Below are 19,465 nucleotides of genomic sequence, written 5' to 3' on the forward strand. Positions count from 1 at the left end.
TTGTATCTGTGCGCAAGTGCCGTGACCACCTCAGCGCCTACCGAGACAGCAGGAGGACCTGATGGGCTTCGCCGACGATCACCTGATACCGCTGGTCGACGAGGGGCTGGGCAACAGCGCCTACCTCGTCGACCTGGGCGACGGACGCGCCCTGGCGGTGGACACGAGCCGGGATCTGCGCGCCCTGCGCACGGCCGCCGAGCGGCGCGGGCTGAGCGTCGCGTACGCCGCCGACACCCACCTGCACGCCGACTTCCTCACCGGCGCGCTCCAGCTCGCCGCCGACGACGGCGCGACCGTCCTGGCCTCCGCCGCCGGACACCGCGCCTTCCCGCACACCGCGCTCACCGACGGCGACGAGACCGACCTGGGCGGGCTGACACTGCGGGCCCTGGCCACCCCCGGACACACCGACGAGCACCTGTCCTTCCTCCTGCTGGACGGCGCGCGGGAGCTGGGCGTCTTCACCGGCGGATCCCTCATCGTCGGCTCCGCCGCCCGCACCGACCTGCTCGGCCCCGAGCGGGCCGACGAACTCGCCCGCGCCCAGTACCACTCACTACGGCGGCTCGCCCAACTGCCGGACGCGACGGCCGTGTGGCCCACGCACGGCGCCGGCTCCTTCTGCTCCGCCCCGCCCGGCGCCGAACGCACCACCACCATCGGCGCCCAGAAGCAGACCAACCCCCTGCTCGCAGCGCCGGACGAGCACACCTTCGTACGGCGACTGCTCAGCAGCCTCGGCTCCTACCCCGCCTACTTCGACCGCCTGGGCGAGATCAACCAGCGCGGCCCCGCGGTCCTCGGCGCCGCCCCCGCACTCGCCGCGCTCTCGGCGGCCGAGACACGCCGACTGCTGGGCCAGGGCGCGCAGATCATCGACATCCGATCCGTCACGGACTTCGCCCACGGCCACGTCCCCGGCGCGATCTCCATCCCGCTGCGCGACCAGTTCGCCACCTGGCTCGGCTGGCTGCTGCCCGACGACACCCCCATCGTCTTCGTCAGCTCGCCCGGCCAGGACCTCGCCGAACTCACCTGGCAGGCCCTGAAGATCGGATACGAGCGGCTGGCCGGACACCTGAACATGACCGCCTGGCAGGCGGACGGCGGAAAGCAGCAGACCATCGACCTGCTCACCGCCGACCGCATCGCCGAACGTCAGGTCCTCGACGTCCGACAGCGGGCCGAGCACGTCGCCGGACACATCGCGGACGCGGTCCACATCGAACTCGGCGACCTCGCCGGACACGCCGGACACGCCGACGAAGCACCGGCCGGGGCCGTGGTCGCCTGCGGGCACGGCGAGCGAGCCATGACCGCCGCCAGCCTCCTCGCACGGGCCGGACACCACGGCCTCGCCGTCCTGGACGGCGGACCGGGCGACTGGGCCAAGGCCACCGGGCGCACGTTGGAGGAAGGCGCATGACCGCCACCGCCGCCCCCGGCGGCGTACGCCTCGGACTGCGCGCCAACCTGGCCCAGTTCACCCTGCTCGTCGCGGTCAACGCCCTGGTCGGAGGCATGCTCGGCCAGGAACGCACCGTGCTGCCCCTGCTCGCCGACGGCGTCTTCCACCTGTCGGCCTACACCGCCGCCCTCACCTACATCCTGGCCTTCGGCGCCACCAAGGCGATCACCAACTTCTTCGCCGGCACCTGGTCGGACCGCTACGGCCGCAAACCGGTCCTGATCGCCGGCTGGCTGATCGCCCTGCCCGTGCCCGCCATGCTGGCCTGGGGCCCTACCTGGGCCTGGATCATCGCCGCCAACGTCCTGCTCGGCATGAACCAGGGCCTGACCTGGTCCACCACCGTCATCATGAAGATCGACCTGGCCGGCCCGCAGAGCCGGGGCCTGGCCATGGGCTTCAACGAGGCCGCCGGGTACGGAGCGGTCGCCGCCACCGCCATGGCCACCGGCGCCATCGCCGAACACGCCGGGCTGCGCCCCGAGCCCTTCCTCCTCGGCGCCGTCTACGTCGTCCTGGCCCTGAGCCTGTCCACCCTCGCCGTCCGCGAGACCCGCGACCACGCCCGCGCCGAGGCCGCCCAGCACCCCCGGCAGCCAGGCCCCCCAACCGAGTTGACCACCGGCCAGATCGCCCGACTCACCAGCTTCCGCGACAGGGCCCTGTCCGCCGCCAGCCAGGCCGGCATGGTCAACAACCTCAACGACGCCCTCGCCTGGGGCATCTTCCCCCTGCTCTTCGCCGCCCACGGCCTGTCCATCGCCCAGATCGGCGTCCTTGCCGCGCTCTACCCCGCCGTGTGGGGCGCGGGCCAGATGCTCACCGGCTGGTGGTCCGACCACATCGGCCGCAAACACCTCGTCACAGCGGGCATGCTCCTGCAGGCCGCCGCCATCGCCCTCGTCGCCGCAGGAACCGCCTTCCCCGTCTGGGCCACCGCCCAGATCCTCCTCGGCATCGGCACCGCGATGGTCTACCCAACCCTCCTCGCCGTCATCGGCGACGTCGCCCACCCCGCCTGGCGCGCCCGCGCCGTCGGCGTCTACCGACTGTGGCGCGACGGCGGCTTCGCCGTCGGCGCACTGGTCGCCGGAGTCCTCGCCGACGCCTACAGCCTCACCACCGCCATCTGGGCCGTCGCCGCCCTGACCGCTGCCTCCGGCCTCGTCGTCGCAGTACGCATGTACGAGACCCATCCGCGCACCTGAGCCCCTGAAGGTTGCTCTGCGGGAGCCCGGGCTCAAACGCCCTGGGCATCGTCGTGGACATTGAGGGCCGTCAGCGCCTCACTGACCTCGTCCGCGACCGACTCGGTCACGTGGACCCGGTGCTCGTACGAGCGTGCGACGACGTCCTGCGGTCCCCGTCCGGGGGCCGACTCGGTGCTCTCGCCGAGGAAGCCGCCCGACTGGTGCTGCCACAGCTTGGCATAGGCACCGTTCGCCGCGAGCAGCTCCCCGTGGGTGCCCTGCTCGACGACGCTTCCGCGGTCGAGGACCACGAGACGGTCCATGCCGGCGACGGTGCTCAGACGGTGGGCGACCACGAGAGCCGTACGTCCGTCCATCAACCGCCACAGGGCGTCCTGGACGAGGAGCTCGCTCTCCGAGTCCAGCGCGCTGGTCGCCTCGTCGAGCAGCAGGATCGGGGCGTCGCGCAGGATGGCCCTGGCGAGGGCGACGCGCTGACGCTGGCCGCCCGAGAGTTTGACTCCCCGCTCCCCCACCAGAGTGGCGAAGCCGTCGGGAAGTTGGTCGGCGAACTCCGTCACGTGCGCGGCCGCGGCCGCCGCGTGGATCTCCTCGTCGGTGACGCCGGGCCGGGCGAAGGCGATGTTGTCCCGCAGGCTGCGGTGGAACATGGCGGGTTCCTGCGGGACGTAGGCGATCAGTGAGCGCAGGTCGGTCTGACGCAGCCGGCTGATGTCCTGACCACCGATCAGGATGCGTCCGTCGTCGATGTCCGACATCCGCAGCAGGAGCCGGGTGAGTGTGGTCTTGCCGCCGCCGGACCTGCCGACCAGACCGATCCGTGCGCCTGGGGGCACGTCCAGGTCGAGTGCCTGGAAAATCGGCTTCGCGCCCGCGTGGGCGAAGGTCACCGCCTCGAAGCGGATGCCTGTGTCCCGCGGTACGAGCGGTTCGGGTTCCGTCGGGTCGAGCACGGTGGGCGGATCCAGCAGCAGCTCCGTGAACTGCGCGGCCTCGGTCATCGAGCTTTCCAGACGCCGGTAGATCTGGTTGAACTCGAACATGATTTCGGTCGCGTTGGAGTAGTAGGTGAAAGCGACGACGACCTCCTCCACTCCCTGGCCCGGGCCACCGAAGGCGATGGCGACCAACAGACCCAGCACGTTGGTCAGCACGGACAGGGGGGCGATCAGGGTGTCGACGCGCAGATTGCCGTAGTCCCACGACCTCAGCGTCAGGCGCCGGGAGTCCGCGACACGGCTGCGGTGTTCGTCGGCCTCCCGCCGCTCGGCCGCGAACGCCCGGATGGTCTCCATGTTCATGAGGCTGTCGGCGACGTGACCGGAGACCCGGGCGATCGCCGCCTCACGGTCGTTGACGAGCCTCTGCCGGCGACGGATCAGAGGTGTCGCGGCCACCACGGTCAGCGCGATCATCACAAGAAGGCCGACGACGAGCATCGGTTCGTAGCTCCACAGCACCACGGCACCGAACACCAGGGGGACGAGACTGCCCACGATCCGGTACGTCACCGTGTCGACGAAGTCCTCGAAGCGCTTGCCGAAGCTCAGCACCCGTTTGGTCAGGGAGCCGGCGAAGTTGTCGTGGAAGAATGCCGCGTCCTTGGCGAGGAGTTCGTCCATGCCGCTCACGTAAAGGTGTTCCATGCCAAGGGCGTCCACGCGGTTCAGGCAGTGCTGCCCGACCCGCCACACGGCCTCGGCGAGCAGCAGTGTCACGCCGAAGCCCAGCACGTACGGCAGCGCCGAGCCGAGGGTGAGACCGCCGTCGTCGGCGGCCTGTCCTGCCAGTTTGGCGATCAGCAGGGGGGCGACGTAGCGGATGCCGATGTTGCCCACGGCCGGCAGCAGCAGCGCGGGCAGGGCCAGCAGTCGTAGTCGCAGCAGTTCCCGGCCGTAGCGGCGCAGTGCCAGAACGACCGCGCTCCTGCCCGGCGTCGACCCTCGCGTGTCTGTTGTCCCCATCACACTCCCGGAGGTTCGGAAGTCGGAATTGTCCCGTCGGGGGAGGTCCTCGGTCCAGGCATTTACCGCGGACCGGCGAGAACCGGACACAGCCGCGTTCCGCGTACGCAGCGGACTTATCCAGTGGTGAGCTTGCGGTAGTCGGTGCAGCCATCGTCGTAGTTCAGGGCCAAGCGCACGGCGGGGTCGGGGTCGAAGGCGCCGGCCGTCCAGTACCGGGCGTCCTTCTGGGGCGCCGGGAAGGCTGCGGGGTCGACGGGGAGGGCCACTCGGCTGTCGTCGACCATGGTGGCGAGTTCCTTGTTCGGACAGCGGACGGCTCTCAGACGTGCAGGGTGGGCCGGTAGATGAGCTCTTGGATGTGGCCGTCGAGCGTCCGGCGCTCGATCAGCTCGAGGTCGAAGTCGGCCGCACCCTGGAAGATCGGGTTCAGCCCGGTCTGACCGGTGAGCTGCGCATCGGTCGGACGGAAGCGGTACTTGAACGCCCGCTTCACATGGGTCGTGGCCACACTCACAAACTGGCGGGATCTCATGTGATGACCAAAGCTGCGGGCCACGGCACTGTGATCCGCCCTGGCGGCGGGTCACAGCCCCTGCCCTGCTCCGCAGGAGTCCGATTCCTCCCTTGAATGCTGTTACCCGGAACGGGCCGTAGCGCGCGAAGAGCATGTCAGAGGGGCGACTCGCACACGGGACCAGGCCAGCCGTCCACCGATGTGGACTTCGCCGGCTTCTCCATCGACCGCGCAGGGCTCGAGCACACCGGCACAACTGCCGTGCCGGTCGCGTACGCGAGGGTCCCGTTGGCCGCAACAGGCAGCGGGGCGTTGTCAGTGGTGGGTGGCAGCATCGGGCGCATGACGGACACCACGGCATTCGACTGGCGGTCCTTCCTGCTCAGGTGGAGCGGGGAGTGGGCGGATTCCCTGCCGGACGGCGAGACGCGGGGCGAGGACGACGAGGCCGCGCGGCAAGCGCGGTGGCTTGGGTTCCCGCCCGCGTCCCAGGAGCGGATCGCAGCAATGGAGGAGCGTCTCGGCCGACGGGTGCCCCCGTCGTACCGGGAGTTCCTCATGGTCAGCGACGGATGGCGGCACGCGGGCGGGTTCGTGTGGCTGCTGGCGGGGACCGACGACGCGCACTGGCACAACAACGAGTCGGGGCTCGCGGACATGTTCGAGGAGTACCTGGACGAGGACGCCGGGCCCGAGGAGCGGCGGGAGGCGGACATCTGGCGGCGCGGGCTGCAGCTCGACATCGAGTCCGACATCACCCACGTCCTCATCGACCCCGAGGACGTGGGTGAGGACGGTGAGTGGGCCGTGTACACGTGGGCGAGCTGGCGGGCCGCGCCGCCCGAGCGGCACGCGAACTTCCTCGAGTTCATGCAGGAGATGTACCGGGAGTTCCACAGCCTGCGGGCGCACCGGAGCGACGGGGAGCCGGTGTTCGCCAACGACACGACGCGAAAGCTGGACGCCCTGGTGGAGGATGCCCGGCTGGAGGCGCTGCGCGGCGGCTGGGAACGGGCCGGCAAGGCGCTGGACGAGGCCAAGGAGTACGGCAGACCGCGGGCCGCCGGGCTGGGTGACCAGATACGCCGCCTGCTCGGACAGACCTACATGGTGTACTTCGACGGACTGGTGACGGACCCGCAGTACGCTCCCGAGCTGCTGCCACCTCTGGTCGCCGAGCACGCGGCGCACTCGTACCGGGACGACTCCACGCTGATGTTCCATCTGCGGGGCGCCGACGACGACCTGGTGTCACTGGCTTACGCGACGCTGGATCAGGTGAGGAACGGCACGTACCGGTACACGGCGGCGGGACCGTTCGGGGAAGCGGTCGAGCGGGCGCGGGAGCTGGCGCGGTGGGGAGACACCGACGGGGCATGGCGGACACTGACAAACGCTGTGCCCCTGTGGGAGCCGCTGGGACCGGACCACCTGGCGCCGCTGGGGTGGGTGGCCGACCCGGTGCTCGGGCCGCTGCTGACCCCGGAGCGGGGCCGGGAGCTGCTGTCCACGCCGAGGGGCGGGCAGGCGGGTGAGGCACCGAGGCCGACGGCCGGGCTCGACCCGGGCGACCTGGCGTGGCTCGCCGAGCCGGACTCGGGCAACAACCGCACGTCCTACCGGTTCGTCCTGGTGGAAGGTGTGGCGCCGGAGGAATTGCCCGGACGTCTCGCGGACGGGGACGGCACCGCGCTGAACGAACCCATGACCTTCTGGGAGGCGCGCCACAGGTCGCCGCACAGCCAGAGGGAGTTCTCGTCCTACGACGACAGGGCTCTCATGGCGGTCGGCCGGGCCGGTACCGGCTGGAGTTTCGCCTTCGACGGCGCCCCTGCCCAGTTCGACCAGCGGCGGTTCGTCTCCCCGGCCGCGGCCGCCAGCGCGGGCACCCGTGCGGTGGTGGTGTGGAGCGGCCTGAGGACACGGCACGGGGAACCGTTCTTCCACCTTTCGGTGGCGCGAGACGGTGCCGAGCAGTACGCATTCACGTACGCGGACGGAGAGATCCGGCCAAGCGGGGAGATACCGCGGGCGCTGGATCCGAGCCGGTTCCTCGGCGCCCCGGAGGACGAGGCCGGGGCCGAACGGTCGCTGCTGGAAGCGGTGACCGGGGAGTTCGGTGCCCATCTGCCGCGTCATGCCATCGTGAACGGGCGGCTGCGCACATTCACCACGCGTTCGTGGACGCGGCCGCCCAGGGACGGCGAGACGTACGCGGTGATCCGCATCCACCAGGCTGCCGCGCGCCCGGCGGACGGCCGGCGGGCGGGAGAGGACGGGCCGGGGAACAGGTAGAGACCGGCGAGGCTGCGCAAAGTGGCCGCGCGCGGGAGGCGCAGCCGCGCGGGCAGGGTGGCCCAGGAGCGGCGGCGCAGAGCGGCCCACGCGGCCACGACCTGTTGACGGCCCGGTCAGCACCTTGCGCACGCGCGCCATCTCCGCCTCGCCTCCTAGGAGTTCGCCTGTTGCTCTCCCACCCAACGGAAACGAGGGCCCTCCCGCACCGCGCAGCCGATGACGGAATCCTTACGCCTCACCATCGCGGAGCCGGGAGCATCGGGCTCTCGATCAGCCAAGCGTTACTCGGGGTTGTCCGCCGCAGGCCGGCAACCGACGTCCCACGCTCCGCACACTCCGCTCGCGTCCTTCAGTTGCCCCGGTTGGCGGGTGGCGGTGTTGAGCCGACGCCGGCCGTGGGCGTAACCGGTGAGGGGTGTGAAGATGAGCACCGGGTCGACAAGGGGGGACGCCGGGTGGGGGCATGGACGTGTGAGGCGTGCGGCGGCAGAGTGCCTCAGTCCGAGGAGGAGACCACGGCAGCAGCGGTGCGCAGGCACGCACGCGCGACCGGACACCCACCGTCGAGCGTACGCAGAGAGCTGCCCGAAGGGGTCACGCAACGGTGGCGTACCCCCGAAGACCGTGAGCGGGACCAGAAGCGGGAACGCGAGCGGGGGCACAAGCAGCTCCGTCACGCCGACCCGCCCGACCAGAAGGAACCTGGAGCCCACCAGGAGCAAGGCCCCGCGACTGGCCGAGTCGGCCACACCGGCAAGCCGCGGCCGGCCGCGCTCATGGACAGGACGCTCGGGTTTCTTCGTGACAGCGTGATGGTGCAGGGACTGGTGGCGGCGGTTCTCACGCTCGCGCTGGTGACACTGGCGATCGCGTCCATCAACGAGACGGAGAACGTGCCGTCGTCGGGGGCGATGTCAGGGAGTGCGTCCGTCCCCTGGGAAAGCACCCCGGTTGACTCGCTCTCGTTGTCCGACTTCGCGGGCGGGACCTGGGGCGATGCCCGGGGCGCGTTGGAGGACGGCCTGGACGAGGGCGAGGTCAGCGTCCTGGACCGTGCGACCGGCCTTCCGCTGGTCTTCGCGTACAGCGGTGATCCGCAGCGCGACGAGTGGACGGTGTGCACTGCGGAGTTGACCAGCGGCGCACTCGACGAGCCCGGCCGGCTGGTGACCGTGGAGATAGCGAGTCCCGACGACGGCTGCTACACGGGTTCGCGGAGGCCGCAAGCCACTTCGACCGACCCATACGGCGAAGGGACCGACACCCCCGCCCCCGAGGTCGGGGACGACACTGCCGACGGCACGTCGGACAGCGTGGACAGCGGCCCCGAGAGGGGCGTACGTCCCGGCTCCTGGTGCGGTGATCCCGGAGCGTACGGCCATACCAGCGCCGGAACCCGCATGCAGTGCCGATACGGCGCGGGCAACGACTACCGGTGGCGTCGCGCCGGCTGAAGAAGCCGGAGAGCCGAGGGGGCGCTGTACGACGCCCGCCGTGACACCGAGATCCCCGCCCGGGGACTGCGGTTGGTGGTGATCCGCCCGGCCGGCCTCGACGCGGACGGCCACGGGCGGCCGCGCCGCAACCATGACGCGGACCTGCCGGCCCTGCGGAAGATCCTCGCGCGCGGCAGCGACGAGGACCGGGTCACCGATGCCTTCCGTACCTGGCTGCTGACCGAGGGCTGGACGCCGGTCGATCCCGCCGACCACTGGACCGACATCGAAGCGGTGCGCGGCGACGAGCGGTTGATCTGCGAGGCCAAGGGCCGCACCAGCGAGATGGCATCGACACCGACATCGCCTACGGGCAGCTGCTGCGCCGTATGCCCCCTCGCGCGGATGGCCTACGGACTGGAACTGCCGGCGCCGGAGTCCGCGAACTGGACCCTCGGCCGCCTCATCCTCTGGAGCAACGACCTCCTACACACCCTCGTCGGCGAAGGATTCGCCAACCAGCAGCACTCCGCCGCGTTCCTGTGGTGGGCCAAGGACCAACCGGACGAGCCTCGGTAATCGAGCGGCGGCCGGCGGATCGCTGTTCCCGGATCACCACAAGACTCCCTCAAGACACGGTAAAACCTCGGACGGGAGCCGACGCTTTGACCTTGCTTTGAGGAACCGGTGATCATTCTGTGGCCTGCACCCTCCTAGGGTCACTCCGGGCTCGGCGATCTTCCGGCCCCGCCGACCAAACCCCGGACGCCTCCGCGCTTCCGCGGCGCGCCCGCTCCCGGCCCCCACCCAGGTCCGGCGCACGGTGCACTTCAGTTTCTAGGACTTTCGATGCGTCTCCCGTTCCATGCCGTCAAGATGCTCGCCGTCGCGGCACTCCCGCTGGCCCTGGCCGCCTGTTCCTCCACTTCCACGGACTCCGCCGGCAGCACCCCCGCGGCCGCCACGCCGTCAGAGGCCAAGGACCCCGACGCCGGCCTCCTGACGGGGACGCAGCTGAAGAAGGCACTGGCACCCGCCTCGTACTTCCCCTCCGGCTTCGCCGCCGACCCGAGCCTCGCCCGCGACACCGGGGACACCTACCAGGCGCCGGCCACCAAGAACGCCGCCAAGCCGCACTGCCCCGACCTGGCGGCCACGAGCTGGATCAGCCTCACCGGCGTGGAGGGCGTCTCGTTCGCACAGAACTCCTACATCAACCAGGACACGTCCGCCGAACTCGACCAGGAGATCGACGTCTACCGTGGCACCACCGCCGCGGACGTGCTGAAGGACCTGGCGAACGTCGTCGCCGCCTGCCCGAGCTACACGGACTCCGACACCCACAGCAAGGTGACGGTCACCGGTGCCTCCACAGCCGGGCTCGGGGACGCGGCGTACACCATCACCCTCACCGACAGCGCCTGGGAGAGCGGCACCACGTTGATCGCCTCCCGCGCGGGCACGGCCGTCGTCAGCGTGCTGTCCACGGACGGCGCCGACAACGGCGCCGCGAGCGCGAAGAAGCTGGCAGCACAGGTCCTGACCTCGGTGAAGAGCAGCAGTGGCACGGCAGGCCAAAGCTGACCCATCCCCTCGACCAGGGCGTCCGGCACCCGCAGGAAGGGCACCGGACGCCGCGGGCGGTGTGTGACCGTCGCCGAGAGAACTTCCGCGGTGGACCGTACGGTCAAGGGCGGGCGGCCGGCGTCTCCGGGTCGGCTGGTGGCTGCCGCGCAGCCACCGGCTGATGCCGCCGTGTGTTTCGCCGAGCCGTCCACCGCCGGCGCAACAGGACACCTGCCTCGCCGGCGGCGACGAGGAATACCGGCGAGGTGGCGCATTGCGCCGGCCAGGCCGGCCAGGAGTCCGGCAGCTTGCCCAGTAGCCAAAAAATGAGCGCGAGCGACAGGGAATCTCCTCCTGGCTGCCCCGGGGCGCGGCGGGGCTCTCCGGGGAACAGAACACCCCCACGGCAGGGCAGTCGCAAGGCGTCTTCGAGCCGCCGACGGCCGAGGGCGCGCTCCCCTCCCCCCTGCGACCCCAAGGGAGCGACGAGTAGCACGGCCCGGCTCGCTTGTCATGCCGGCCGTGCGAGAACCCGTCGACGACCAGCAGCCGAGTTTGCCGACACCCGGCAATCTCACCCCTGCCACAGTGCGGGTCGACGACCTGTCAATGCCGCGTAAAGAACGTGTAGGGTTCCCAGCGGTGTGCCGGGAAGTCTGGTCGGCGGTTTGAGGACAAGTCTCTTCACCGATCGGGGTCCGGGTCATGGTGCTCGTCGTGGTTTTCGGGGTGGCGCTGCTCATCACGGTGCTGTTGTCGGGGCTGGCCGCCCGGACCGTACTGTCCACCTCGCTCCTCTTCCTCGTCGGTGGCGCGCTCGTCAGCGACGGGTTCCTCGGGTTGATCCACGTCACGCCGGACAGCGAGATCGTGTCCATGACGGCCGACCTCGCCCTGTTCGCGGTGCTGTTCACCGACGGCATGCACGTCTCATTCCCCAAGCTGCGCGCCAACTGGCGCAACCCGGCGCGCGCGCTCGGCCTCGGCATGCCGCTCGCGTTCGTCGGCATGGCTCTGATCACGCACTACCTGGTGGGCCTGGACTGGACGATGTCCTTCCTGGTCGGCGCCGTACTCGCGCCGACCGACCCGGTGTTCGCCTCCGCCATCGTCGGGCGCAAGGAAGTCCCGGCGAAGCTGCGGCAGTTGCTGAATGTGGAGAGCGGCATCAACGACGGGCTGGCCCTGCCGGTCGTCCTGATCCTGATCGCCGCGGCAGGGCCGACCTCGGGACACGCCGAGGCGTCGCTGGGGAAGATCGTGCTGGAGCTGGTCCTGGGGCTGGTATGCGGCGTCGTCCTGCCGTTCGTCGTCGTCGAGCTCGTGCGGTTCCGGATGCTGGGCGCCGAGCCCAAGCTGCAGCCGCTGCTGCCGCTGGCGATCGGTGTGATCCTGTACGCCACGTGCCACCTCACGCACGCCAACCCCTACCTCGCCGCGTTCTCCGCGGGCGCGGTGCTCACCGCGCGCTCCCTGGAGGCGAAGGAGGCGTTCGAGCCGCTGGGCGAGGCGCTGGCCGAGCTGGCGAAGTTCGCGGCGCTGCTGGTCTTCGGCGCACTGCTGACACCCCGGTTGTTCGGTGACCTGTCCTTCGGCGGGTACGTGGCGGTCGTGCTCGCGATCGTGCTGATCCGCCCGGTCTCGCTGCTGCTGTCGCTGGTCGGCACACGGTTCACCCGTCAGGAGAAGCTGGTCGCGGCCTGGTTCGGGCCGAAGGGGTTCGCGTCCGTGGTGTACGGGTTGCTGGTGCTGCAGGCTGGGATTCCGCAGGGCGAGGAGGCGTTCACGCTCATCGCCGTGTGCATCGCCTTCTCGATCGTCGCGCACAGCTCCACCGACGTACCGATCGCCCGCATGTTCGAAGTCGAGGACCTTGTCGGTGTACCGGGCGGCGACGAAGCGCCCCGTACCGTCGAGGGGGCCGGCCGTGTCGGCGCGTGAGCTCGCGGAGCCGTACCCGTACGTCGTCGCCGACGACGACGCATGCGAGGCGGCCCGGTTGCCGGTCGAGCGGCGGCTGCCCGCGCCGCTGGTCGTCGATCGCTGCGGACAGCCGTACGCCGCGGTGGCAACACCGCAGCTCATCGGGCCGCTCCTGCCTCCGGACGCGCTGACGGACCCACAGTTCGCCCTCGCGACGGACGACCGCTCCCTCGACGAGGCGTTGGAGAGGCTCGCCGGGGTCACGGTGGCACAGTGGCTGCCGCGCCTCCGGGTCAGGCCACCGCCGGTCACCACGCAAGCGGGCGTCACGCACATCGCGGCCCTCATGGCCCGCACCCACAGCCCCCTGGGTCGCCGTAACGGCGGCCCGTCTGTTGGAACGACTTGTCGGAGGAACGTGAACGGCTGGCAGAGCTGGGCGGCGATCGCCGTCTTCGTGGCCACGTACGGCCTGATCATCAGCGAGAAGATCCACCGGGTCGGCGCCGCCCTGGGCGGCGCCGCGTTGATGCTGGCGATCGGCGCGACCGACGACTCATCGGCCTTCTTCTCGGAGCATTCCGGCGTCGACTGGAACGTCATCTTCCTGCTGATGGGCATGATGATGATCGTCGGCGTGCTCAAGAAGACCGGCATGTTCGAGTACCTCGCCATCTGGGCGGTGAAGCGGGCACGGGCCAGACCCTTCCGTGTCATGGTGATGCTCGTCGTCATGACCGCGCTCGCCTCGGCGCTGCTGGACAACGTCACGACGGTGCTGCTCATCGCCCCGGTGACGCTGCTGGTGTGCGAGCGTCTGGCGCTGCCGGCGGCCCCGTTCCTGATCGCCGAGGTGTTCGCGTCGAACATCGGCGGCACCGCCACACTGGTGGGTGACCCGCCCAACATCATCATCGCCAGCCGGGCCGGCCTGACCTTCAACGACTTCCTGGTCCACCTCGCGCCGCTGTCCGCCGTCCTGGTCGTGGTGCTCGTGGCCCTGTGCCGGTTCCTGTTCCGCAAGTCCTTCGTCTACGACGAGGCGCGCGCGGAGGAGGTCATGGCCCTGGAGGAGAAGGAGGCCATCAAGGACACCCGCCTGCTCGTCCAGGGCCTGGTGGTGCTGGCGCTGGTCGTCGCCGGCTTCGTCCTCCACCCGGTACTGCACTATGCGCCCAGCGTCGTCGCCCTGCTCGGGGCCGGCCTGCTCATCGCCGTCTCCTCCGCGGAGACCGGCGAGGTACTGACCGAGGTCGAGTGGCCCACCCTCGCCTTCTTCGCCGGGCTGTTCATCATGATCGGCGGCCTGATCGAGACGGGTGTGATCGGCGAGATCTCCAAATCCCTCGCCGACGCCATCGGCGACAACGAACTCGGCGGCTCCATGCTGCTGCTGGGCGCCTCGGCCGTGCTGTCCGGCATCGTGGACAACATCCCCTACGTCGCCACCATGGCCCCCATCACCGCCGACCTGGTGCACAACATGGGTGGCGACCCCGACCACGTCATGTGGTGGGCGCTGGCCATCGGCGCGGACCTCGGCGGCAACGCCACCGCCATCGGCGCCAGCGCCAACGTCGTCGTCCTCGGCATCGCCGAACGCAACCGCCAGCCCATCAGCTTCTGGCAGTTCACCAAGTACGGCCTCGTCGTCACCGTCGTCACCGTGGCTTTGTCCGCCCTCTACGTGTGGCTGCGCTACTTCGCCCTCGCCTGACCGGAGGTGGGTGGCACACGCCATGGCCCTGCTCCCGCAGCCCACCTGCACCATGGCATGGACCGGACCCATGATCGTGGCCGGTGACGACGCACTCACCGAACGGCCGGCCACCGAGCAGCCGGGAAGGACCGAGGCTGCTGCCGGACGACGACACGGTGGCCGCCGCCACCGGCCGCGGCACGGTCGTCCTGGAGAACCTCACGCACACCGGCTCCTCGGGCCGCGCCCGGCTGAGCGCGGCCCGAGAGATGAACGGGCTTCAGGTCACTCGGCGGCTCCCCTTCCCCCACCCGCCGCCTCAAGTGATCCAATTGCGGTCGGTCCAAGTCACCAGCATTGGGCCTAGAGCTTGCGCAACTCCGTGGTGAAGACCTGGGCTGCGACCTTGTCACCCAGGGTGAGGCCGTCCTCCGCGTCCCACGGGAAGTGGACTCCGAGCCAGACCCTGCTGTAGGCGTCCTCGGTGGCCGCCGCGCTGAAGCTGGTGAAGTGGCGGGTCTTCACCGGTGACTGAGGCTCGTCGGTGGTCATGTCGAAGGCGATGTTGTCGCTGCCGAAGTAGCGCTTCATCACCCCTGCCCAGGCCGCGCCGAACGTCGCGTGCCCCGAGGCCCAGGCCGGGAAGCACGGGCTGACATTCACGCCCGCCGGGGTTTTCAGCAGCGGCTTCCACTCCGGGTCGAGCCCGCCTTCCCGGATCGCGGACACCGGCCGCCACAGGTCGATCGGGGTCAGGAACTTCACGTCCCGAACCGCGATTCCGGAGTCCGCCATGGCGATGGAAACGAGTGCGAACAGCCGAGCGTTCTCGTATGTGGTCAGGCCGCGGGCCTGGGAGACCTCTCGGGTCGCCTGAAGCAGCTGGCCCGGCGGCTTGTACGTGCCGTCCAGATCGTTGGCCCAGAACCAGGCCGCCGCCTCCTGCTCCGGGGTCCGGTTGACTACGGGCGTACGCGCGGTCGGTTTGTCGGCGCCGACCGACCGCGCCGCCTCGACCTGAGCCTTGTAGGCGTCGCTGGCCAGCAACTTCTCGTACGTCCCGTACAGGCCCGGGGTCGCCGGGCGGAACTGCGAGCCGGAGGTGAGGGCGAAGGGCTTCATCTGGCCCCAGAACGGTGTGACTGCCTGACTGTCGCGCTCGCACGAGGGATCGGGCATGTCCGGGTAGCTGGTGGGCCGCCACGCACCCGGCTTGTTGTCGCCGACGTACACCTGATCATTGTCGGAGCCGTCGCCGTTTCTCGCGTCCCTCATCTGCGCGACCATGCGGCCGACGATCGTGACGTCGAGCAGATCGAACTCGGTGGGCTCGGTGCCGAACCGCTCACGGAACTTCGAGTCGAGGAACTGCGTCTGGTTCTTGCCGTACAGCCCCAGCAGGATGTTGTACGCCGTACGGCCGATCACCCGCTCCTCTTCGTCGGGACCCTCGACCCAGCCGTCGTACTTGTGGGCGTAGATGTACGGCTCCGAGGTGATCTTGCCCTTCCACTTCAGCTGGTACGAACTCTCCGCGTCGTAGATCGCCGCGTTCAGCATCGCCGCGGAACGGGACATCGGCCCCGGTCCGCCACCCTCACGCCGGATCACCTGGAGCAGGACATCGTTCCAGTAGTGGACGGGATCGGCGATCCGTTGTTGCGGCAACGCCGCCCGTGCGGGCTGCGGGGCGACGGTGAGCGCGCTGCCGGTGGCGGCCAGCACCGCCGTCGTGGCCAGCACCCGGCGCCACATCCCAGTGCGCGCCCGGACAGATCGGGTACTCGTGGTCATGCCTCAACTCCCCGTTATGATCAGGTCTTATGACCACCGGAAGGTGGCGGCGCGACACTGGCGCACACGCCGCCTCCGCGGCTTGTACAAATCCGATACGGTCCGCGGAACGGCCGGTCCCGCCCCCGCGACGGCGCAAAATCGATCATCCTGGCAGGCATGCCTGGGGTCATACGTACGGACACTCCTGCGTTCCAGCAGCCAGTCCCCGGCGAGTGACGGCCAGGCCGGTGCGATCATCGGTCTTCAGGACGCGGCCGAGTCGGCAGGTACGAGCCCAGCAGCCCGTCATCCGGTGGCGAGGGCGGTACGAGGCGGCGGACGGCTCTGCTCACCAAGGGAGGGGTGCGTTGCGTCATGCTCCGGCAACCTCGCACGGCACCCCCTCGACGAGCTTGATGTGGTTCCCCCGGCTCGGGAGCGTGTCGGGCGGTGCGGAGTCCGGCATCAAAGAAACGTGAAGATTGCCGGGAACAGGCAATGTCAGTACCACCCGAAACGTGTGAGCATGCTCCCAACAGCACGGCGACGCGATGGACGGGCGGTGTGGTCGCCGTGTTGCAGATGCTCGTCGAGGTCCTGCCGCAGGTCGTCGCCAAGGCATCCGAGCCGCTCAGCGCCATCGACAAGATGACGGTGATCTCCACCGACGGCGCCTCGCAACGCTCTCGTACGGTCGCCGACAACGTCGCCCACGGCGTCGAACTCCTCAACTCCACCACCGGAGTCGACCTCGCCCAGCTGCTGAAGAGCATCACCCGGCGAAACAGCGGCCCGCTGCCCGAGGCCGCGGCGTCCGCCGAAGCCAACGGCAAGATCGAGATCAGCGGCTGACGTCGGCACAGGCAGTGTCGGTACAAGCAGTGTCGGTACAAGCAGTGGTGGGAGCCCGGGCGGTTGCGAGCCGCCCGGGCTCCTCATGGACAGACGTCGGCGTGTGCTGGTCGCCGGCCGGCGGTTGCGGGGCGCCTTCGGCCACCGGGCCGGTGCGAAGAGAGGGTGTGGGACGTGTTCCTGTGGCTGTGGCTGATCGGCTGGTCGGCCTTCGTACTGCCCCTGTCGGTCGCCTCCCTGCGGGGCTGGGCGCCCAGGCGGGTCCGCAGCCGTACGACCCCGTGGGGCATCCGTGTCCGGGGCGTCGCCCTGCTGGTGATGTGGGTCGGTGGGCTGGTCGTCCCGCTGGGACGGTGGGGCGGGCTGGTCGGCGAGGACGCCATGTTCCTCATGCCCGGCGTAGAGGTCGGCCTGCTGCTGTTCGCGGCGGGACTCATCGCCGGCTCGCAGCTCGGTGACCGGTTCCGCCGGAGCACCACGCGTTCCCAGGCCGGCGACCGGGGCATCGGCGAGCGGTCCTGATGGCGTCGCCACGGCCCGGCAGTGGCCTGTTCTCCCCCACGCGGTGGTTCTACCGGTGACGCCGCGTATGTTTCGCGTCAATGACCTGGCCCGCTCGCCGATGGCGTAAGACGGTGAGTACAGGAACCTTTCCAGCAGATGAGGAGCCCGCCATGCGCGCTCGTGACCTGGCGGTCGAGTACGAAACCGTGAGCGTCGACAGCGACGCCGTGGAGGCGGCCCGGCTGATGGCCGAGCACAGACTGCCCGCCCTGCTCGTGGTGGACGAACGGGGCGAGCCGAAGGCGATCCTTCCCGCCTCCCAGATGATCAAAATCCTGGTGCCCGCCTACGTCATCGAGGACCCGACGCTCGCCGCCGTCGTCGACGAGAAGCACGCCGACCGGCTCTGCCAGGCCCTGGCAGGCCGCCGCGTCGGCGACTGCCTGCCCCACGAGGCCACCCCGCCGCCGATCGCCGACCCGGACGACACCGCGCTGGAGGTGGCCGCGCTGATGGCACGGGTGCGCAGCCCACTGGTGGCAGTGGCGGAAAGGGCGAAGGACAGGCACAAGGAAGGGAGCACGCATCTGCTGGGCGTGATCACCGCCTCGCATCTTCTGCACGAACTCCTCGGGGCCACGGGAGCATCGGAATCCTCGTGACGGCAATCGGACCGGTCGGCATCGGTGTATTCCCGTGCTCCGGCCCGCCATTCGTGCGCTCGAAGAAGGAACTTCGCTGTGCGTTTCGACGAGAACGAACCCGTCTTCAAACGGAGCAAGTGGGGGACGAACCGCTACGAGTACAACCCGAACAACCCCGTGGGCCTGGCCTTGATCGTGCTGAGCGTGGCCTTCGCCACCGTGATGCTGATCCTCATGCACAACCACGCGGGCCCCTTCGCCTCGCCGCCGGACCCCACCCCCGCGCCCTGGAGCCCGCCGCCCGACATGTCACGGTGGGCGCCGCCGACGGAGATTCCGTCGACGGACCCTGCACGCACCTCAACGGACAGCCCTTAGCGCGAGTCGTGATCCCTCAGGCCGCCGATCGAACCGGTCCCGTTGAAATGCCGGCGGGCGTGGGCTTGGCGTCGTGCGTCCCGGACCCCTGTCGCGGCGGCCTCGATGCGACGGGCCTGAGGGCTGGAGCCCATCCGTCGCCGCTCGCGACGGAGCAGCACGGCGATCGATGCGGCCAGCATGCCTCGTACACCTCGCTCGTCGGGGTGGTCCCGGTGACGGCACGGGTGATGGACAGGCAGTCGGAGATGCCGCGCACGAGGTCGGCGTTGCCGACGCGGGCGAGCGGGCCGGTGCCCGCGGGAATGGCGGCGGCGTGGGTGTCGGAGACGAACGGCGAGTTCCACAGCTGGACGGGGTGGACGCGCTGCGGTTCGTCGCTGTCCGCACGCCGCACGACGAGCGCACCGTCTTCGAAGAGCGCCCAGCCGTGGCAGGACAGCGGGGTCGCGACCTCCTTGCGGATCACGTTGTACGGCAGCAGCAGGCTGCGGCCCTCCACGCGCGCGTGGAAGGCGAAGAGCACGTCCTCGCCGTTGGGCGAGCGGACCGCGCGCTCGAACTCCAGGCCCTCGGTGACGACCGCGTCGAAGGTCTTGTACGTGCCCGTGGCCAGGTGGTAGCCGCCGGGGAAGACGATGCCCTGGTCATCGGGCAGCCGGCGGCACGCCTGTCCGACGCCGTCGAGGCGGACGACCGTCCTGGTGAGGGTGTTGAACGCCAGGTGGCGGTCGGCGTCCTCCTGGCGTACGCGGCCACCGAAGGCGGCCAGGTCGCCATCGGACGCCCGCACCCGGGTGCGGGCGGAGTCGTCCACTCGTACGAAGAGGCCCTCAACGCCCTCGATCTGGCCGACCGGCTGGAGATCCAGGAGCCGGTGCTGCGCGTCGCCGACCTCCTCGTCTACCCGGTCCTGACCCGCGACCGGCAGGCCATGGCCGACCTCGTCGGCAACACCCTCGGCCCGCTGCTGAGCGCGCGAGGCGGCGCCCGGCCCCTCGTCGAGACGCTGACGGCGTACTTCGACTCCGGCTGCGTCGCCGCCGAGGCGGCCCGGCGCCTCAACCTGAGCGTGCGGGCCTTCACCTACCGCCTGGAGCGCATCCACAAGCTCACCGGCGCCGACCCGGGCGACCCCGTCCACCGCTACACCCTGCAGACCGCGGTGATCGGGGCGCGGCTCCTCGGGTGGCCCGACGACGAGGCGTGACGCCCGACAGCCCGCA

At 70.2% G+C, this 19,465-nt stretch carries 15 protein-coding genes and 2 pseudogenes; 13 read left to right on the top strand and 4 right to left on the bottom strand.

All coding sequences use genetic code 11. The features are described 5' to 3' along the window. The first annotated feature begins 61 nt into the window (after window positions 1–61). Both OG289_RS04320 and OG289_RS04325 read left to right on the top strand, forming a co-directional pair. Entirely contained in the window at window positions 62–1,429 is a 1,368-nt protein-coding gene (locus OG289_RS04320; protein ID WP_327312658.1) for an MBL fold metallo-hydrolase, read from the top strand. Beyond that, on the top strand, window positions 1,426–2,679 hold the full coding sequence (locus OG289_RS04325; protein WP_327312659.1) for an MFS transporter: 1,254 nt from the start codon (window positions 1,426–1,428) through the stop codon (window positions 2,677–2,679). Before OG289_RS04320 ends, OG289_RS04325 begins: the two co-directional genes overlap by 4 nt. Before the next feature lie 32 nt (window positions 2,680–2,711). On the opposite strand, the gene OG289_RS04330 is transcribed toward OG289_RS04325, so the two are convergent. The 3 genes and pseudogenes from OG289_RS04330 to OG289_RS04340 form a co-directional block, all read right to left on the bottom strand. After that, window positions 2,712–4,646, bottom strand: a complete 1,935-nt coding sequence (locus tag OG289_RS04330; protein ID WP_327312660.1) for an ABC transporter ATP-binding protein — start codon at window positions 4,644–4,646, stop codon at window positions 2,712–2,714. Between the two features lie 116 nt (window positions 4,647–4,762). Next, entirely contained in the window at window positions 4,763–4,933 is a 171-nt protein-coding gene (locus OG289_RS04335; protein ID WP_327312661.1) for a hypothetical protein, read from the bottom strand. 35 nt (window positions 4,934–4,968) lie between these two features. After that, a pseudogene (locus tag OG289_RS04340) lies at window positions 4,969–5,097 on the bottom strand (dihydrofolate reductase family protein); the annotation flags it as partial. A gap of 408 nt (window positions 5,098–5,505) precedes the next feature. On the opposite strand from OG289_RS04340, the gene OG289_RS04345 reads away from it, so the two are divergent. From OG289_RS04345 to OG289_RS04370, 6 genes are all read left to right on the top strand, one after another. Next, window positions 5,506–7,458: an SMI1/KNR4 family protein gene (locus tag OG289_RS04345; protein WP_327312662.1), complete on the top strand. Its 1,953-nt coding sequence runs from the start codon at window positions 5,506–5,508 to the stop codon at window positions 7,456–7,458. Between the two features lie 812 nt (window positions 7,459–8,270). Then, window positions 8,271–8,915: a hypothetical protein gene (locus OG289_RS04350; protein ID WP_327312663.1), complete on the top strand. Its 645-nt coding sequence runs from the start codon at window positions 8,271–8,273 to the stop codon at window positions 8,913–8,915. A 75-nt stretch (window positions 8,916–8,990) separates the two neighbouring features. Then, entirely contained in the window at window positions 8,991–9,476 is a 486-nt protein-coding gene (locus tag OG289_RS04355) for a hypothetical protein (RefSeq protein ID WP_327312664.1), read from the top strand. A 270-nt stretch (window positions 9,477–9,746) separates the two neighbouring features. Then, on the top strand, window positions 9,747–10,481 hold the full coding sequence (locus tag OG289_RS04360; protein WP_327312665.1) for a hypothetical protein: 735 nt from the start codon (window positions 9,747–9,749) through the stop codon (window positions 10,479–10,481). Window positions 10,482–11,168: 687 nt separating this feature from the next. Then, window positions 11,169–12,404, top strand: a complete 1,236-nt coding sequence (locus OG289_RS04365; RefSeq protein WP_327312666.1) for a cation:proton antiporter — start codon at window positions 11,169–11,171, stop codon at window positions 12,402–12,404. A 400-nt stretch (window positions 12,405–12,804) separates the two neighbouring features. Next, the gene (locus tag OG289_RS04370; RefSeq protein ID WP_327320585.1) at window positions 12,805–14,103 is read left to right on the top strand and encodes an ArsB/NhaD family transporter; all 1,299 of its coding nucleotides are present in this window, start codon (window positions 12,805–12,807) and stop codon (window positions 14,101–14,103) included. Between the two features lie 345 nt (window positions 14,104–14,448). Here OG289_RS04370 and OG289_RS04375 read toward each other — a convergent pair whose 3' ends face one another. Further along, on the bottom strand, window positions 14,449–15,879 hold the full coding sequence (locus OG289_RS04375; protein ID WP_327312667.1) for a vanadium-dependent haloperoxidase: 1,431 nt from the start codon (window positions 15,877–15,879) through the stop codon (window positions 14,449–14,451). A gap of 543 nt (window positions 15,880–16,422) precedes the next feature. On the opposite strand from OG289_RS04375, the pseudogene OG289_RS04380 reads away from it, so the two are divergent. The 5 genes and pseudogenes from OG289_RS04380 to OG289_RS04400 all read left to right on the top strand — a co-directional run. Then, window positions 16,423–16,713: pseudogene (locus OG289_RS04380) on the top strand (flotillin domain-containing protein); the annotation flags it as partial. A gap of 174 nt (window positions 16,714–16,887) precedes the next feature. After that, entirely contained in the window at window positions 16,888–17,235 is a 348-nt protein-coding gene (locus tag OG289_RS04385; RefSeq protein ID WP_327312668.1) for a hypothetical protein, read from the top strand. A 152-nt stretch (window positions 17,236–17,387) separates the two neighbouring features. Next, the gene (locus OG289_RS04390; protein ID WP_327312669.1) at window positions 17,388–17,879 is read left to right on the top strand and encodes a CBS domain-containing protein; all 492 of its coding nucleotides are present in this window, start codon (window positions 17,388–17,390) and stop codon (window positions 17,877–17,879) included. A gap of 78 nt (window positions 17,880–17,957) precedes the next feature. Beyond that, complete coding sequence (locus OG289_RS04395) at window positions 17,958–18,239, top strand: hypothetical protein (protein WP_327312670.1); 282 nt, start codon at window positions 17,958–17,960, stop codon at window positions 18,237–18,239. Window positions 18,240–18,408: 169 nt separating this feature from the next. After that, window positions 18,409–19,449, top strand: coding sequence for a PucR family transcriptional regulator (locus tag OG289_RS04400; RefSeq protein WP_327312671.1), 1,041 nt, complete (start codon window positions 18,409–18,411; stop codon window positions 19,447–19,449). The last annotated feature ends 16 nt before the right edge of the window (window positions 19,450–19,465 follow it).

It is taken from the genome of Streptomyces sp. NBC_01235, assembly GCF_035989285.1.
Lineage (GTDB): Bacteria > Actinomycetota > Actinomycetes > Streptomycetales > Streptomycetaceae > Streptomyces.

Bases quoted from the DNA above. Each gene is read 5' to 3' on its own strand.
- OG289_RS04325 (WP_327312659.1), top strand. From the start codon at position 1,426: ATGACCGCCACCGCCGCCCCCGGCGGCGTACGCCTCGGACTGCGCGCC.
- OG289_RS04390 (WP_327312669.1), top strand. From the start codon at position 17,388: ATGCGCGCTCGTGACCTGGCGGTCGAGTACGAAACCGTGAGCGTCGAC.
- OG289_RS04330 (WP_327312660.1), bottom strand. From the start codon at position 4,646: ATGGGGACAACAGACACGCGAGGGTCGACGCCGGGCAGGAGCGCGGTC.
- OG289_RS04320 (WP_327312658.1), top strand. From the start codon at position 62: ATGGGCTTCGCCGACGATCACCTGATACCGCTGGTCGACGAGGGGCTG.
- OG289_RS04345 (WP_327312662.1), top strand. From the start codon at position 5,506: ATGACGGACACCACGGCATTCGACTGGCGGTCCTTCCTGCTCAGGTGG.
- OG289_RS04400 (WP_327312671.1), top strand. From the start codon at position 18,409: ATGCGGCCAGCATGCCTCGTACACCTCGCTCGTCGGGGTGGTCCCGGT.
- OG289_RS04335 (WP_327312661.1), bottom strand. From the start codon at position 4,933: ATGGTCGACGACAGCCGAGTGGCCCTCCCCGTCGACCCCGCAGCCTTC.
- OG289_RS04360 (WP_327312665.1), top strand. From the start codon at position 9,747: ATGCGTCTCCCGTTCCATGCCGTCAAGATGCTCGCCGTCGCGGCACTC.
- OG289_RS04365 (WP_327312666.1), top strand. From the start codon at position 11,169: ATGGTGCTCGTCGTGGTTTTCGGGGTGGCGCTGCTCATCACGGTGCTG.
- OG289_RS04375 (WP_327312667.1), bottom strand. From the start codon at position 15,879: ATGACCACGAGTACCCGATCTGTCCGGGCGCGCACTGGGATGTGGCGC.